The sequence below is a fragment of the Marivita lacus genome (assembly GCF_014637725.1).
In the GTDB taxonomy this organism is placed as follows: Bacteria; Pseudomonadota; Alphaproteobacteria; order Rhodobacterales; family Rhodobacteraceae; genus Marivita; species Marivita lacus.
This window is the reverse complement of the sequence record NZ_BMFC01000011.1, coordinates 59,308-73,485: the sequence shown is the minus strand read 5'-3', so window position 1 is coordinate 73,485 and position 14,178 is coordinate 59,308. Positions and strand designations below refer to the sequence as shown.

At 62.5% G+C, this 14,178-nt stretch carries 18 protein-coding genes; 9 read left to right on the top strand and 9 right to left on the bottom strand.

The features are described 5' to 3' along the window. Positions 1 to 95: 95 nt before the first annotated feature. Positions 96 to 587: a tRNA (N6-threonylcarbamoyladenosine(37)-N6)-methyltransferase TrmO gene (tsaA, locus tag IEV82_RS17640; RefSeq protein ID WP_188483379.1), complete on the top strand. Its 492-nt coding sequence runs from the start codon at positions 96 to 98 to the stop codon at positions 585 to 587. A 116-nt stretch (positions 588 to 703) separates the two neighbouring features. Then, positions 704 to 1,732, top strand: a complete 1,029-nt coding sequence (locus IEV82_RS17635) for a fatty acid desaturase (protein ID WP_188483377.1) — start codon at positions 704 to 706, stop codon at positions 1,730 to 1,732. 109 nt (positions 1,733 to 1,841) lie between these two features. Here IEV82_RS17635 and rpsI read toward each other — a convergent pair whose 3' ends face one another. From rpsI to IEV82_RS17615, 4 genes are all read right to left on the bottom strand, one after another. Further along, positions 1,842 to 2,330 (bottom strand): 30S ribosomal protein S9, encoded by a 489-nt coding sequence (gene rpsI, locus IEV82_RS17630; protein WP_188483375.1) that lies wholly within the window; start codon positions 2,328 to 2,330, stop codon positions 1,842 to 1,844. Further along, positions 2,330 to 2,794: a 50S ribosomal protein L13 gene (gene rplM, locus IEV82_RS17625; RefSeq protein ID WP_188483373.1), complete on the bottom strand. Its 465-nt coding sequence runs from the start codon at positions 2,792 to 2,794 to the stop codon at positions 2,330 to 2,332. The genes rpsI and rplM overlap by 1 nt, the downstream gene beginning before the upstream one ends. A gap of 175 nt (positions 2,795 to 2,969) precedes the next feature. Next, positions 2,970 to 3,494 (bottom strand): GNAT family N-acetyltransferase, encoded by a 525-nt coding sequence (locus IEV82_RS17620; RefSeq protein ID WP_188483372.1) that lies wholly within the window; start codon positions 3,492 to 3,494, stop codon positions 2,970 to 2,972. Positions 3,495 to 3,582: 88 nt separating this feature from the next. Next, entirely contained in the window at positions 3,583 to 4,992 is a 1,410-nt protein-coding gene (locus IEV82_RS17615) for an aminotransferase-like domain-containing protein (protein ID WP_188483371.1), read from the bottom strand. Between the two features lie 112 nt (positions 4,993 to 5,104). Between IEV82_RS17615 and IEV82_RS17610 the strand changes: the two genes are divergently transcribed. Continuing rightward, positions 5,105 to 5,332, top strand: a complete 228-nt coding sequence (locus IEV82_RS17610) for a DUF1127 domain-containing protein (RefSeq protein ID WP_188483370.1) — start codon at positions 5,105 to 5,107, stop codon at positions 5,330 to 5,332. A gap of 68 nt (positions 5,333 to 5,400) precedes the next feature. On the opposite strand, the gene dacB is transcribed toward IEV82_RS17610, so the two are convergent. The 3 genes from dacB to IEV82_RS17595 form a co-directional block, all read right to left on the bottom strand. Further along, positions 5,401 to 6,909 (bottom strand): D-alanyl-D-alanine carboxypeptidase/D-alanyl-D-alanine endopeptidase, encoded by a 1,509-nt coding sequence (dacB, locus tag IEV82_RS17605; RefSeq protein WP_188483369.1) that lies wholly within the window; start codon positions 6,907 to 6,909, stop codon positions 5,401 to 5,403. Positions 6,910 to 7,008: 99 nt separating this feature from the next. Next, on the bottom strand, positions 7,009 to 7,617 hold the full coding sequence (locus IEV82_RS17600) for a nicotinate-nucleotide adenylyltransferase (RefSeq protein ID WP_268236133.1): 609 nt from the start codon (positions 7,615 to 7,617) through the stop codon (positions 7,009 to 7,011). A gap of 2 nt (positions 7,618 to 7,619) precedes the next feature. Next, positions 7,620 to 8,405, bottom strand: a complete 786-nt coding sequence (locus IEV82_RS17595; protein ID WP_188483367.1) for an enoyl-CoA hydratase — start codon at positions 8,403 to 8,405, stop codon at positions 7,620 to 7,622. Positions 8,406 to 8,461: 56 nt separating this feature from the next. On the opposite strand from IEV82_RS17595, the gene IEV82_RS17590 reads away from it, so the two are divergent. Further along, entirely contained in the window at positions 8,462 to 8,890 is a 429-nt protein-coding gene (locus IEV82_RS17590; RefSeq protein WP_188483366.1) for a PaaI family thioesterase, read from the top strand. On the opposite strand, the gene IEV82_RS17585 is transcribed toward IEV82_RS17590, so the two are convergent. Continuing rightward, positions 8,891 to 9,262 carry a tellurite resistance TerB family protein gene (locus IEV82_RS17585; RefSeq protein WP_373285248.1) on the bottom strand — a complete coding sequence of 124 codons (372 nt, stop codon included), beginning with the start codon at positions 9,260 to 9,262 and terminating at the stop codon, positions 8,891 to 8,893. It abuts the gene before it with no gap. Between the two features lie 181 nt (positions 9,263 to 9,443). Between IEV82_RS17585 and IEV82_RS17580 the strand changes: the two genes are divergently transcribed. Together IEV82_RS17580 and IEV82_RS17575 are read left to right on the top strand one after the other, a co-directional pair. Then, positions 9,444 to 11,021, top strand: a complete 1,578-nt coding sequence (locus IEV82_RS17580; RefSeq protein ID WP_188483362.1) for a lysine--tRNA ligase — start codon at positions 9,444 to 9,446, stop codon at positions 11,019 to 11,021. A 63-nt stretch (positions 11,022 to 11,084) separates the two neighbouring features. After that, positions 11,085 to 11,501, top strand: a complete 417-nt coding sequence (locus tag IEV82_RS17575; protein ID WP_188483360.1) for a DUF4864 domain-containing protein — start codon at positions 11,085 to 11,087, stop codon at positions 11,499 to 11,501. 21 nt (positions 11,502 to 11,522) lie between these two features. On the opposite strand, the gene IEV82_RS17570 is transcribed toward IEV82_RS17575, so the two are convergent. Then, positions 11,523 to 12,002 (bottom strand): HugZ family pyridoxamine 5'-phosphate oxidase, encoded by a 480-nt coding sequence (locus tag IEV82_RS17570; RefSeq protein ID WP_188483358.1) that lies wholly within the window; start codon positions 12,000 to 12,002, stop codon positions 11,523 to 11,525. Between the two features lie 96 nt (positions 12,003 to 12,098). Here IEV82_RS17570 and parA point away from each other — a divergent pair, with 96 nt between their 5' ends. From parA to IEV82_RS17555, 3 genes are all read left to right on the top strand, one after another. Continuing rightward, on the top strand, positions 12,099 to 12,740 hold the full coding sequence (parA, locus tag IEV82_RS17565) for a ParA family partition ATPase (RefSeq protein WP_188483356.1): 642 nt from the start codon (positions 12,099 to 12,101) through the stop codon (positions 12,738 to 12,740). Positions 12,741 to 12,770: 30 nt separating this feature from the next. Beyond that, on the top strand, positions 12,771 to 13,616 hold the full coding sequence (locus IEV82_RS17560; RefSeq protein ID WP_188483355.1) for a DUF6206 family protein: 846 nt from the start codon (positions 12,771 to 12,773) through the stop codon (positions 13,614 to 13,616). 113 nt (positions 13,617 to 13,729) lie between these two features. Next, on the top strand, positions 13,730 to 14,137 hold the full coding sequence (locus tag IEV82_RS17555; protein WP_188483353.1) for a universal stress protein: 408 nt from the start codon (positions 13,730 to 13,732) through the stop codon (positions 14,135 to 14,137). The last annotated feature ends 41 nt before the right edge of the window (positions 14,138 to 14,178 follow it).

Genomic DNA, 14,178 nt, shown 5'->3' with positions numbered 1-14,178 from the left:
CCCAAGCGCCGGGACTCTTCGGTGCTGGTCATCGCGGCCAAACCTTGCATTCTGGTCCCGTAACCGATGAGAATGACACGCCGCAAGGGAGCGTTATGATCGATTCACCTTCGACCGACCTGCGCGACGGCGAGATCGCCGTCGACCAAACCCGACCCGCCGATGCGACCGTACAGTTCATCGGGACGATCCGTACGCCCTTTGTGACGCGCGACATGTGCCCGCGTCAGGGCAGGCTGGATGGTCCCGACTGCAGGCTGGAACTGCATCCCGACTGGGCACCTGCGCTCAAGGGCATCACCGCGTTCGAGCATCTCGACGTGCTCTACTGGCTGCACGAGTCCCGGCGCGACCTTGTGTTGCAAAGCCCGCGTGGCGATGGCGAAACGACGGGCACCTTTGCGCTGCGGTCCCCGGTCCGGCCCAACCCGATCGGGGTGTCGCGCGTGCGGCTGATCCGGCAGGAAGGCAATACCCTGATCGTCAAGGGTCTGGATTGCCTCGACGAAACACCGCTGATCGACATCAAGCCAGAGCTCTGCGCCTACACGCCGCAAGCGCTCCGCAAGGACGCGGACGAGGCATGACAGTGGCAAAATGCCTCGATTTCGAGCGCTCGGTTTCGTGAACAGACGCAAAAGAGAAGTAGTCGGATTGCGTCTCATCGGTTAGAACGGCGCGACGCAGATAAAAAAGCAGGCCTATGTCCGAGCAGTTTACCATTCACGGGCATGTGCCCGTTTCTTCCGACGCCAAAGATTGGGTCAAGATTCTCGCCAGGTATCGCGAACCCAACCCGATGCGCAGTTCCTTCGAACTCGCCGTGACACTGGCGCCCTTCGTGGCGCTCTGGGCCGCCGCATGGTGGGCCATGGGTGTGAGCTATTGGCTGACCTTTGCCCTCTCATGCGTAAACGCGGCATTCGTGCTGCGTCTGTTCATCATCCAGCATGACTGCGGCCATGGATCGTTCTACAACAACCGCGCCGTCAGCGACTGGCTGGGGCGCATCCTGGGTGTTCTGACGCTCACGCCGTACGACGTGTGGCGCCGCACCCATTCGATCCACCACAGCGCCCACGGCAACCTGGACCGTCGGGGTATCGGCGATGTGCACACGTTGACCGTCGCGGAATACAAGGCGCTGTCACCGTGGAACAAGCTGATGTACCGGATCTATCGCCACCCGATCATCCTCTTCGGGCTGGGGCCGTTCTACCTGTTCTTCGTGCAGAACCGGTTGCCGCTGGGGCTGATGTCTCATGCGCGCTACTGGGCCAGTGCGATGGGAACCAATGTTGCCATCCTCGTGACGCTGATGGTGATGCTCTATTTCGGCGGGCTGATGCCGATCCTGCTGATCTTCCTGCCCTCCACGCTGCTGGCGGCCACCGCCGGTGTCTGGCTGTTCTACGTTCAACACCAGTTCGAGACGACGCTTTGGGATGGTGAGGAAAACTGGCAGTTGCACGATGCGGCGCTGCACGGCAGCTCGCATTACGTGTTGCCCCCGGTCCTGCAATGGCTCAGCGGCAATATCGGCATCCACCATGTCCACCATCTCTACAGCCGCATCCCGTTCTATCGGCTGACCGAAGTGTTGCGCGATCATGTCACCCTTGGAGAGATGAACCGGATGACCATCCGCGAAAGTCTTGTGAATGCGCGTCTGCACCTCTGGGACGAAGGCTCGCGCAGGCTTCTTTCGTTCCGTCAGGCGCGGGCGCTCTGAACCCGTCCTTTGCGGAGGCCGGGCTTCCGTCCGGCATCTCGACACAACCCACCGCACATAAAAAGGCCGCCCCGAAAGGCGGCCTTTTCTGTATTCTGTAACCAGCGGATCAACGCTTGGAGAACTGGAAGCTCTTGCGGGCCTTGGCGCGACCGAACTTCTTGCGTTCCACCACGCGGCTGTCGCGTGTGAGGAAACCGGCCGCCTTGAGCGCACCGCGCAGGGACGGATCGTAGAGTTGCAGGGCCTTGGAGATGCCGTGCTTGACCGCACCGGCCTGACCGGACAGACCGCCGCCCTTGACCGTCGCCATCACGTCGAACTGGTCTTCGGTGCCCGAGATCGTGAACGGCTGGCGCAGGATCATCTGCAGAACCGGACGCGCGAAATAGGCGTTCATTTCCTTGCCGTTCACGCTGACCTTGCCGGAGCCCGGCTTGATCCAGACACGGGCAACCGCATCTTTCCGCTTGCCGGTGGCGTAGGAACGACCCAGCGCATCACGCTGCGGCTCACGCGGGATTTCGACCACTGCCGGCGCGGCTTCGAGGCCTGCGGCGGTGTTCAGCTCTTCGAGAGAATTGAGTTGCTCAGCCATTATTTCGCCGTCCGGGTGTTTTTGGAGTTCATGGATTTCACGTCCAGCACTTCGGGGCTCTGGGCCTCGTGCGGATGCTCGGTGCCAGCATAGACGCGCAGGTTGGTCATCACCTTGCGGGACAGGCGGTTGCCCGGAAGCATCCGCTGAACCGCTTTCTGGACGACGCGCTCGGGGTGTGCACCCTCGAGGATCTGCTGCTTGGTGCGGGACTTGATGCCGCCCGGATAACCGGTGTGCCAGTAGAAGTTCTCGTGACGCTTGTTGCCGGTCATCTGGATCTTGTCCGCGTTGATCACGATGACATTGTCACCCATGTCCATGTGCGGAGTGAAGGACGGCTTGTGTTTGCCGCGCAGGCGGGTGGCGACGATCGACGCAAGACGGCCCAGAACGACGCCTTCGGCGTCGATCAGGATCCATTTCTTGTCGATGTCTGCCGGTGTTGCAGAAAAGGTTTTCATCGTGGGATGTCCCTGACGTTTGATTGGTAAGGCAGGGTGCAGGCACCCCGTATATTCCGATGGGCGGGTTATAAGGATTGCCAAACCCCAGTCAAGCGGCGTTTGTGCGGATTAACACAGTAAAATCAGAGGTTTAAAAATAAGGTATTACTATACCCCACGATTTTGGTGAGTTTCAGACCTTGTCCAGCTCCAGCTTGCGGTAGACGAGGTATTTCTCGAACGCGGCGGGGTTCGCCTGCCCGTCATAGCGGGGTGTTTCGCTGAACCCCAGCCGGTCATAGAGCGCCAGCATCGAGCTGTTGCCCCGGACCGTATCGGCAAGGATGGTTGTCGCGCCCAGTTCACGGGCCTTTTCGATGCGCATCTCGATCATGCGACGGCCCAACCCATAGCCGCGAGCGATGTCGCGCACGAAAAGCCGTTTCAATTCCGCCCTGTGATCGTCGATCATCCGGACAAAGGCGCAGCCCAGAAGATAGCCGGAACTGTCCCGCGCCAGAAGAACACCGCCATTCGGCGGCATGAAGTCGTCGATCACATCAAGGCTTGACTGAACATGGTCTTCGACCGACAGGCTGGGGCCACCAACAGCCATCAGCCGCTCGAGAATCTGGGCGTAATATTCGGTCAGGATATCGGACACTTCGTCAAGATCAGGCCGCGTTTCGACGAAGGCCAAGCTGATGTCTAAACCCATGTATCTCTCGTGAAAGGTGAGTCGCGCACCGCAGCCTAACGCCCGATTTGGTGGCAGGCGACCGTTTTCTGGTCATTCCAGCGGAAAATCAGACACTTATCTGCTCTGGCGGGTGGCCCAGAAGATCGCGCAACTGCAGCATCGCGTTTTCGAACTGCTGCAACGGCACCTGCGCATTCACCGCGATTCTCACTGCATGGGGCGCGCGCCCGTCGCGCAATGCAAACTCGTCCGCCGACCGGATCTGCACGCCGCGTGCCTCTGCGGCACGGCAGAACGCGGCAGCACGCCAGCCCTGCGGCAGCGGAAGCCACAGGAACGGCACATCCTCGTGCCATGTCAGCCGGTAGGTGCCGAGCGCGTTCACCGCGACCCGCACGTATTCCGCGATCCGTTCGCGGACAGCCACGACGATCGCGTCGGTCTCGGGCAGGGTGAGGATACGCTCGGCCACTTCCGCCAGCGGTTGCGCGATGCCGAAGAACCCGTGCTCTGCGATCTGGCGCAGGTCCGGCCCGCGTCCGCGTGGCGCGATGGCAAAGCCGATCCTCAAAGCGGGCGTCAGGATCTTGGAGATCGACGCGACATGCCAGGATCGTTCGGGTGCCAGAATGCGGTAACTCGGGGCGGTGATGTCCGTCCTCCGGTAGCAATTGTCCTCGATGATCTGGATATCCAGCGCACGGCACACCTCGGCAATCGCGGCGCGACGCTCGGACGGTGTACAGGTGAGCGTCGGATTGTGCACGTCCGGCGAGGTACACAGCACCTGCGCACCTGTCTTGCGCGCGATCTCGGCAAGCGCATCGGGCAGCAGACCCTTGTCGTCGCTGGGCAGTCCGACAACATCCGCGCGCAGCAGGTCGGCGGTGCGGCGAAAGCCGGGATAGGCCATGTCCTCGACCAGCACGGTGGGTCGGGGGCCATGCAGGATCGCCTGCAGGATCACGCTCAGCCCGTTTTGTGCGCCATGCACGATCACCACGTCGGATTCGTCGATCCGCCCCAGCGGGATGCTGCGCAGCCAGTAGACCGCCGCCTCGCGCAGGGGGCGGTAGGCGTCACGGGTCGGGTAATGCAGCAGGCGTTCCGGGGCGGTTTCCCCGATGCGGCCGAACGCCTCTTGCAGCAGCGCCACTTGTCCGAGGTCCGGCAATTGCGGGCTGAACAGCGACAGCTTGCCGTCCTGCACCGGTACCGAGACATATTCGCGGGGTGGCGCAGGGGGACGCGGCGCGCGCTGGGCCACAAAGGTTCCGCGCCCGACCTCGGCCACCGCGTGCCCGGCATTGGTCAGCAGCGTATAGGCCCGCGCGACCGTGCCGGGGGTGATGCCCAGCGACCACGCCAGTTCGCGCACCGGCGGCAGCTTGTCACCCGCCCGCAGATCGCCCGAGCGGATCGCGGTTTGGATCGTGTCCGCCACGCGCCGGTATTTCGGCCCGGTCGGGGGCTGCGGCAGTGCGACGATCTTCTCTGGGGAAATTGTATCCGACACAATCTTTCTCTGGAACGTTCACTGACGGAAGCGTATCGCTTTTTGTATCGCAATGGCAATACGCATGTTGCAGATACGCTATATTGTGTCGATACACTTGAGGAGTTACCCCATGGCACACGCAACCCATGCCCCGCAGATCGCCTATCTTGGCGGACAGAATACGCTGTCCCCACTGGCTGTCGTGGCGCTGCGTGTCGCGGTGACCCTCACGGTATGGTCCGAGCGCCGCCGCACGCGGCTGCATCTCAAACATCTCGATGATCACCTGTTGCGTGACATCGGACTGGATCGGTTGACCGCCCAAGAGGAGGCCAACCGCAAGTTCTGGCTGATGTAAATCCCTGCGTCAGTCAGACCTCTGGGGGCGCAAAGACCGGCTTTGCGCCCCTTTTTTGTACCCAAAGGTCAGCCGTTATACAGAATGCCCCAACGCCCCAGCAGCCGTTGCTGCAATTTGCGCGACGCCACCGCATAGGCCTGCCCGCCGGGTGGGTCTTCGCGCTGCTCGCGGGTCAGTGCTTCGCGGCGGGGCAGGTCGGCCGAGAAATAGGCAAAGGCCAGTTCGGTGCCATCGGGCAGGTCGATGAACCCGCCCAGACCGCTCACGAAATTCAGCGTTCCGGTCTTGGCCTGTACGGTCACCGGGTGGTCCTCGAGGATCTTGCGGTTTTCGTCGCGTAGGGGATGTTGCCTGAGCAAAGGTTTTATTTCCAGCGACTTGCGCGCTGCGATCAGGGCGGTGACCATGTCGCGGGCGGACAGGCGGCTGTCATCGCCCAGCCCCGAATGGTCCACCAGCGCGACCGACGTCATGCCCAGCCGGTCCTTGGCCCATGCGTTCATCGCATCCGCCGACGCCCTGAGCGAGTCCACGCGACCCAGTCGGGCGACCGTGGCCGTCATGCCGATACATTCGGCTGTGATGTTGGTCGAAAACTTGAGCATGTCTTGCAGGATGTCGCCCAGTGCCGCGCTTTGATGCGTGACAAGCGGCAGGGTCCCCGACGGCAGACTGCCCAGCAATTCGGGGTTTTTCAGAACGATTCCGTTGGATCGTGCGATGATCTGGAACACCTCGGCGGCATAGCGTTCCGGCTTGCGCACCGGCAGCCACCGCGCACCGCTTCGACCCAAGGCACCGCGCGCCACGGTCCAGTCGTCATAGACCCCGCCATCGACATAGGTGTAGACCGGATAGTTGCGCGCCTCGACCCGCATCCGCGCCGCGCGCACTTCGGGTCGCAAAGTACCGGAGCGCGCATCCATGGTCACATTGTACCCGTCGCCCGCCCGCTGCCATTCGAAATGAACCCGGTTGAAATTCAGGTTCAGGCCCGAGATTCCCGGATTGTACCCCACCTGGTAGGGCTGATCGGCGTCGATCCCGTTCAGCGACGGCAGCTCACCACCCCAGACAAGGAACCGGCCCGTGACCTCGGTCACGCCAGCCTCTTCGCGCAGCCGCCGGGCGATCTCGGCGATGCCATTGGTGTCGAGCGTCGGATCACCACCCCCGGCAAGGATCAGGTCACCGTCGATCCGGCCATTGGTCACCGGCGCTGTCGCCAGCACACGGGTCTCGAACCGGTATCCCGCCCCCAGCAGGTCAAGCGCGTAACAGGCGGTCAATGCCTTGGCGACGCTGGCGGGGGGCAGGCTTTGCAGCGGGTTGTGCGATTCCAGCACCAGCCCGGATGTCACATCCGCCACCTGCACGCTGATCTGGCCCGGAAGCCCTGCTTTTTCGATCAGATCGCTGAGCGTGGGCTGGTAGGTTTTCAGGATGTCGCCGCCTCGCGCCGATGGGCGCAGCGACGTGGTTGGCGCAAAGGCGGATTGGGCAAATGCGGCGGGCGCACCCATGACCGAAGCCAGACCGCCGAGGATCGCGCGACGTGAAACCTTGTGTGTCATGTGGCGGATGTAACCTCATGACTCGGTGCGTGACAAGGACACGCTTTGGTGATGCAGCGGACGGGTGTCATGCGACATGACAAGCCTCTGACGACGCGATCAATCCTCGGGGCGCCACGCCCCATTGGCTCGCAATTCGGATGAACTGACGGGCATCATCGGCATGTTGACGAAACACCAGGCCGGTGCAGCATGATCGGCAAGGCTTTGCGACGACCGACCGGGCAGGCGCATGTGCCAATACTTGCGCGCCGTGCGGGAATTCAAGGCTGCCTGACGCCAGCCGGGACGCGCCAGAACACCCAGCGGCACGGCATGGACAATGTCCTCCCAACGCTGCCAGCGGTGCAACTGGTGCAGGTTGTCCGCCCCCATGAGCCAGACAAAGCGCACACCCGGATAGGCGGCCTTGAGCGTGTCGACGGTTTCGGCCGTGTAGGCGGTGCCGATCTGCGCTTCGAAATCGCTGATGATGACACGCGGATCGTGCATGATGTCGCGTGCCCGTGACATCCGCGCCCCGAGCGATGCCGGGCCCCGCGCCTTGAGCGGATTGCCCGGCGAGACCAGCCAGATCACCTTGTCCAGCGCAAAGCGGCGCAGCGCCACGCGGGTCAGGTGAACATGGCCCTCATGCGCCGGATCGAACGACCCGCCAAGCAGGCCCACGCGCATGCCGGGCCGAAGATGGAGCCTTGTGTGCACCAAGATTATTGGGACCAGTCGGGGGGACGTTTTTCCAGAAACGCCGCGATGCCTTCCTCGGTGTCGCGGTAGAGCATGTTTTCGACCATCACCTGCCCGGTATGGGCATAGGCGTCGTCCAGCCCCATCTGGGCCTGTTCGTAGAACGCCTGCTTGCCGATCTTCACCGCCGCACCCAGCTTGCTGGCCACCAGGTGCGCGATCTCCTGCGTCGCATCGGCAAGATCGCCCGCAGGCACAACCTTGTTCACCAGCCCCAGCGCCTCGGCGCGGTGGGCGTCGATGAACTGGCCCGTGACCAGCATCTCGAACGCCTGCTTGCGCGGGATATTGCGCGACAATGCCACCATGGGCGTCGAACAGAACAACCCGATGTTCACGCCATTGACCCCGAACCGCGTGCCTTCGGCGGCCACGGCCATGTCGCAGGAGGCCACCAGCTGACACCCAGCGGCGGTGGCGATCCCGTGCACCTGCGCGATCACCGGCTGCGGCAGGCGCTGAAGCCCGGTCATCACGCTTGTGCAGCGGTCGAAGAGATCCTTGAAATAGGCCTTGCCGCCATCCTCGGCCTGCCGTCCGGCGGTCATCTGCTTGAGATCGTGCCCCGCGCAGAACGCCTTGCCCGCGCCAGAGATCACCACCACCCGCACCGAGGGATCGGTTTGCAAACTCTCGATCTGGGTTTGCAAAGCCTCCAGCATTTCCTCGGACAGCGCGTTCAGGCGTTCCGGCGCGTTCATGTGCAAATGACACACCGCGTTTTCGTCGTGACGTTCCAGGATTTTCATCTTGTCCTCCCAGTGACTTGCGGCGACTCTAGCGGTTCAGGGCAGCGGAGGAAAGCATGGCGCTCAAAGTTCCGGCAGATGAAATGACACCCTATCTCGACGAGGTGTTTCCACAGGTCAAGGGCATGTTCGGCATAGACCGGCTGGACGAAGACCTGCTGGTGATGCGTCTGCACGCGGGCCAACAGCATCTGCGCCCCGGCGGCACCGTGTCCGGCCCTGCCATGTTCAGCCTTGCGGATGTCGCGGCCTATGTCGCCACCATGGCCCGCATCGGCAAGGAGGCGTTGGCGGTGACCACCAATTGCTCGATCGACTTCATGCGCAAACCCGTGGCAGGGGCCGATGTGATTGCCCACGCCAAGGTTCTCAAGCTGGGACGCGCGCTCAGCGTGGTGGATGTGCTGCTCTATTCCGAAGGCCAGCCCGATCCGGTTGCCCGTGCTACGCTGACCTATTCGATCCCGCCCAAACGGGCCGCCTGATCATGCGCTCAGGTGACGCGCCCGCGCGCCGCGTTCGATGGCAGCGGCATGCAGCCGGTCGAGATTGAGCTCGTAGCGGATCTCTTCAAGCAGGCGGAGTTCCGCCTCGCGCAGCGTGCCGTCGGCGGCAGCCACGTCACAGGCCAGCGCATAGGCAGTCTCGAACAGCCGTTCCGGCAGGTTGTCGCGGATCAGGCCGAACAGCGCGTCCAGCCCGTCCTCCTGTTCGAAAAGTTCGAACACCAGCCCCGACATGTCGGGAATGCGCGCTTCGTCATATTCACCAAAGATCGGCAGATTGTTGACCGCAGACTGGATCTTGACCAGTTCCGCCGTCCGGATGCTTTCATCCGACGCAGAAACGGCGATCATGAGCGCGACAAGGCAATCCTGCGGGCTCAGGGGGTGTGGGTCGATATCTGACACGGTGTGCGGTTTCCAATCTGCAGTATGAACTATGCTCAACTTATTGACCCGACCGCGCCCCCGCAATAGGGAGTGCCGGTCGAACGCCTGCACAAACCGTGCAGCGACCATCCGGAGACCCAAAGCAATGTCCGATCTGCGCGAAGCTGCATTGACCTCAAAGGCGTGGCCCTTTGAAGAGGCGCGCCGGTTGCTCAAACGCTACGAAAAGGCGCCGCCCGAGAAAGGCTATGTCCTGTTCGAGACCGGCTATGGCCCGTCGGGCCTGCCGCATATCGGCACTTTCGGAGAGGTTGCGCGCACCACGATGATCCGCCGCGCCTTCGAGGTGATCTCGGATATTCCGACCAAGCTGATCTGCTTTTCGGATGACCTTGACGGGATGCGCAAGGTGCCGGGCAATGTGCCCAACCCCGAGATGCTGCGCGAACATCTGCAACGCCCGCTCACGGATGTGCCCGACCCGTTCGGCACCCATGACAGCTTTGGCGCGCACAACAACGCGATGCTGAACCGCTTTCTGGACACGTTCGGGTTCGAATACGAATTCATCTCCTCGACCGAGTTCTACCGTTCGGGCCAGTTCGACGAGGTGCTGCTGCGCGCCGCCGAACGCTATGACGCGGTGATGGAGATGATGCTCAAGTCCCTGCGGGATGAGCGGCGCGAGACCTATTCGATCTTCCTGCCGATCCATCCCGACACCGGCCGCGTGCTTTACGTGCCGATGAAGAACGTGGATGCCGTGCGTGGCGAGATCACCTTTGACGACGAAACCGGGCGTGAGATCACGCTGCCGGTCACCGGCGGCAATGTAAAACTCCAGTGGAAGCCCGATTTCGGCGCGCGCTGGGCGGCGCTGGATGTTGATTTCGAGATGTACGGCAAGGATCACAGCACCAACACGCCGATCTATGACGGCATCTGCGAGATCCTCGGCGGCCGCAAGCCCGAGCATTTCACCTATGAGCTGTTCCTTGATGCCAACGGTCAGAAGATCTCGAAAACCACCGGCAATGGTGTGTCCATCGACGAATGGCTGACCTATGCCAGCACGGAATCGCTGTCGTACTTCATGTATCTCAAGCCCAAGACGGCCAAGCGGATGCATTTCGACGTGATCCCCAAGGCGGTCGATGAATACCACCAGCAACTGCGTGCCTATTCAACGCAGGATGTCACACAGCAGGCCAACAACCCGGTCTGGCACATCCATTCCGGCGACGTGCCTCAATCGCATATGGTCGTGCCATTCTCGATGTTGCTCAACCTCGCTTCTGCCGCAGGGGCCGAGGATACGGACACGATGTGGGCCTTCATCAAGCGGTACGCGCCCGATGCCACCCCAGAAACCCATGCCGATCTGGATCAGGCGGCAGGCTTTGCAGTGCGCTATTACAACGACTTCGTGAAACCGACCAAGACCTTCCGCGCGCCTGACGACACCGAACGCACCGCGATGGAAGACCTGGCCGCGCGGCTTGAGGCGCATGACGGTCCGATCGACGACGAAACCCTGCAAACGCTGGTTTTCGCGGTGGGCAAGGATCACGGGTTCGACCCGCTGCGCGACTGGTTCAAGGCACTGTACGAGGTGCTTCTGGGCCAATCCCAGGGCCCGCGTTTCGGCGGCTTCATCGCGCTTTACGGGGTTGATGAAACCGTGGCCCTGATCCGCAAGGGGCTGGCCGGAGAGCTTGCCTAGGCCGGGTCTTTTGCCCGGCGCATGAAACGCGCTACCTCTGGCCCAGCAACCAGAGGTGACCCCATGCGCAAACTCATCGCCGGACTGACCCTTGCCCTGTCCATGACCGGAACGCTCTGGGCGCAAGAGGTTCTTGCGCCCGAACCTGCCATCGAAAACACCATCCAGAGCCAGATCGACGCCTTCCTTCAGGATGATTTCGAAACCGCCTTCACCTTCGCCAGCCCGAACCTGCGCACCATGTTCGGCACGCCGGAAAATTTCGGTGCGATGGTGCAGCAGGGTTATCCGATGGTCTGGCGTCCCGAAAGCGTGACTTTCGGTGATCTGCGCGCCATTGCGGGCGGGCTGTATCAAACAGTGATCGTCAGCGATGCTGCCGGGAACCTGCATTACCTCGATTACCGGATGCAGCAGATCGACGGCGAATGGCGCATCGCGGGTGTGCAGATCTTGCAGGCACCGGAACTGGCGGCATAGGGTGCGTGATCTCACGCACCATCATGACAAATCGGCCGCGTTCAACGTATAAGCCTTCCCGAACCCGCCATTCAGAAACGCGCCCAGCGGGGTGAACCGCACCAGCGCAAAATCGGCAAACCCGATATAAAGCTTGGCCTTGGGCTGTTTCGACAGGAATGCCTGTGCCAATTCTGCATGCTCAGCCTCCCCATGCCGGATAAAGCGCGCCGTGGCCCGTAGGCTCAGGCGCGGATGGGTCAACGGATCGCCCTTGCCCGTCGGTTCCCCGATCAACAGCGCGCAGAGCGGGTTATGCTGCAACGCAGCGCTGTGATGGCTGAGGTCGGAGATCAGGCTGAGCGGCAACCCGTCCGGCCCCGCAACCAGCGCTATGCGGCTGACCATCGGCGTCGCGTCCGCAGGATCAAGATAGGACAAGGCCGCAAAACGGGCGGTTCGGATCAGGTCCCGCGCCAAGGCGCGGGCATCGTCATCGGTGGGGCGGATCGGGGATTTCATACAACTCAGCCTATCATCTGGACCGGGTGTGGCAATTTTAATGCTGCACCTGCACAGCAACCCTGTACCGTTGGTCCCGAATCGAAGGAACAGACCATGTCCGGCCACGTCATCACAGTTGCGCAACAAAAAGGCGGCTCTGGCAAGACCACCGTGTCCGCAAACCTCGCCATCGGCTTCCTGCGCCAAGGCAAGAGCGTCGCCCTGATCGACATCGACCCGCAAGGCAGCCTCGGGCGCTGGTTCATGACCCGTGTCGAAACCGAATCGGGTCCGGTCGATGGTCTGGAATTCGCGACGTCCTCGGCATGGGGCATCACCTACGAGGTGCGCAAGCTGTCGGACTCTCATGACATCGTGATCATCGACACGCCCCCCAAGGCCGACAGCGACCTGCGCCCGGCGCTGCGCGTGGCCGACCTCGTGATCGTGCCGGTCAGCGTCAGCCATGTCGATCTGTGGGCCACCGAAGGTGTGCTTGATCTGGCACGACGCGAAGACAAGGAAGCGATGATCGTGCTCAACCGCGCGCGGCAGAACACCCGTCTTGGTGCCGAAGTGGCCCTGGCGGCCGAAAAGCTGATGGCGCGCATCGCCGAGGCCACGCTGTCAAACCGTGTCATTTATGCCGAAGCTCTGGGGCAGGGTCGCGGTGCCGCCGAGGGGCGCAAGACACCCGCACAGGCCGAAGTAGATGCGCTCACCTCCGAGGTGGCACGGGCGCTGGCAAACGGGTAAGGCAAGGCACCCGACCAAGGAGCCTGCACCATGACCGACCTCGACGCCCTCAAAACCGTGATCCGCGCCGACAGCGCCGCGCGCGGGCAGACCGTGTCAAAGCTCGGGTATTTCTGTGCGCCCTTCCGTCCGGCCTCCGGCCCGTTCTCGGACAAGGTGATCAAGGTCTATCGCAGCCTGCCCGATGCGTCGGCACTCGACCGTCTGGCCCAGTGCCATGACGATTACGTGGCAGCCCTCAACACCGCCGGTGTTGCCCTGCCGGAGACCGAATTTCACCTTCTGGGCATGGACGGCACGCGTATCCCGGTGATCGTGCAAGAGGCGCTGCCCTCGGACAGCATGATGCGCCCGCAGATGCAGAGCGCCAGCACCGACGAAACGCTCCGGATGATGGAAGCGGCAGGCGACGTGATCGCCACCTTCTGGAACAATGCCGACCAGTTCGACACCCGGATCGGGTTTCACCCCTCGATCCGCAATTTTGCCTATCTCGACGGTCGCGCGCTGTTCTTCGACACGTTCCCTCCGTTGATCCATTACAGCCGCGAAGAGATGGGCCGGATGCTGCTCCAGTTCTCGGACAAGGCGCTGATGCGCTGGGTCGGGCCGCTGTTGCAAAAGAAGGTCACGGGCATTCAGGACGAATGGTACTCGGCCCCCGAAACGCTGGTCGGTCTGGTCGGGTCCGCGTGCCGCCTGCGCCCCGATGATGCAGAGGCCTATCTGGACTGGGGCCGCGATTTCACCACCCGCCGCATGCCGCGCTGGGCCGACGACGCACTGCCGCAGCTTCAGGAACCGCCGCGCCTACCGGGGTACTGGACCGGGTTCCGCAAGCTGCTTGGGCTTCAGGGCGAACCCAACGTCTCCTGAGTTTGCAAACCCGACCCCGGACTTTGCAAACTTCCCGATGACCATGATCCGGATCAAGGCGCCGGGGCTGCAAACGCCTATGCTGCTGCCATCCTGAAACAGGGAGGGGACAGATGTATACCAAAATTCTCATACCGATCGCGCTCGACAACGAAGACGACCGCACCACCGAGGCCTTCGCGATCGCCAGGGCGCTGGCATCTCAAGAGGCGGAGGTCACGCTGCTGCACGTGGTCGAAGCCGTGCCCAGCTATGCCATCAGCTACATCTCTGACGATATCCTGAGCGCCACGCGCAAGGGCATCGAAACCGAACTGGCGCGGCTTGCGTCCGAAGCCGGGGCAAAGTCCGTTGTCATCGAAGGCCATACCGGGCGGGCCATCCTCGACTTTGCCGAGGCGCAGGACTGCGACCTGATCGTGATCGCTTCGCACCGGCCCGGCATGCAGACCCTGCTGCTGGGGTCCACGGCGACCCACGTGGTGCGGCATTCGAACTGCGCGGTGCATGTGCTGCGCTGATTGACAATTCCCCGCTCGGGTTGCACCTCCTGCCCGACAGG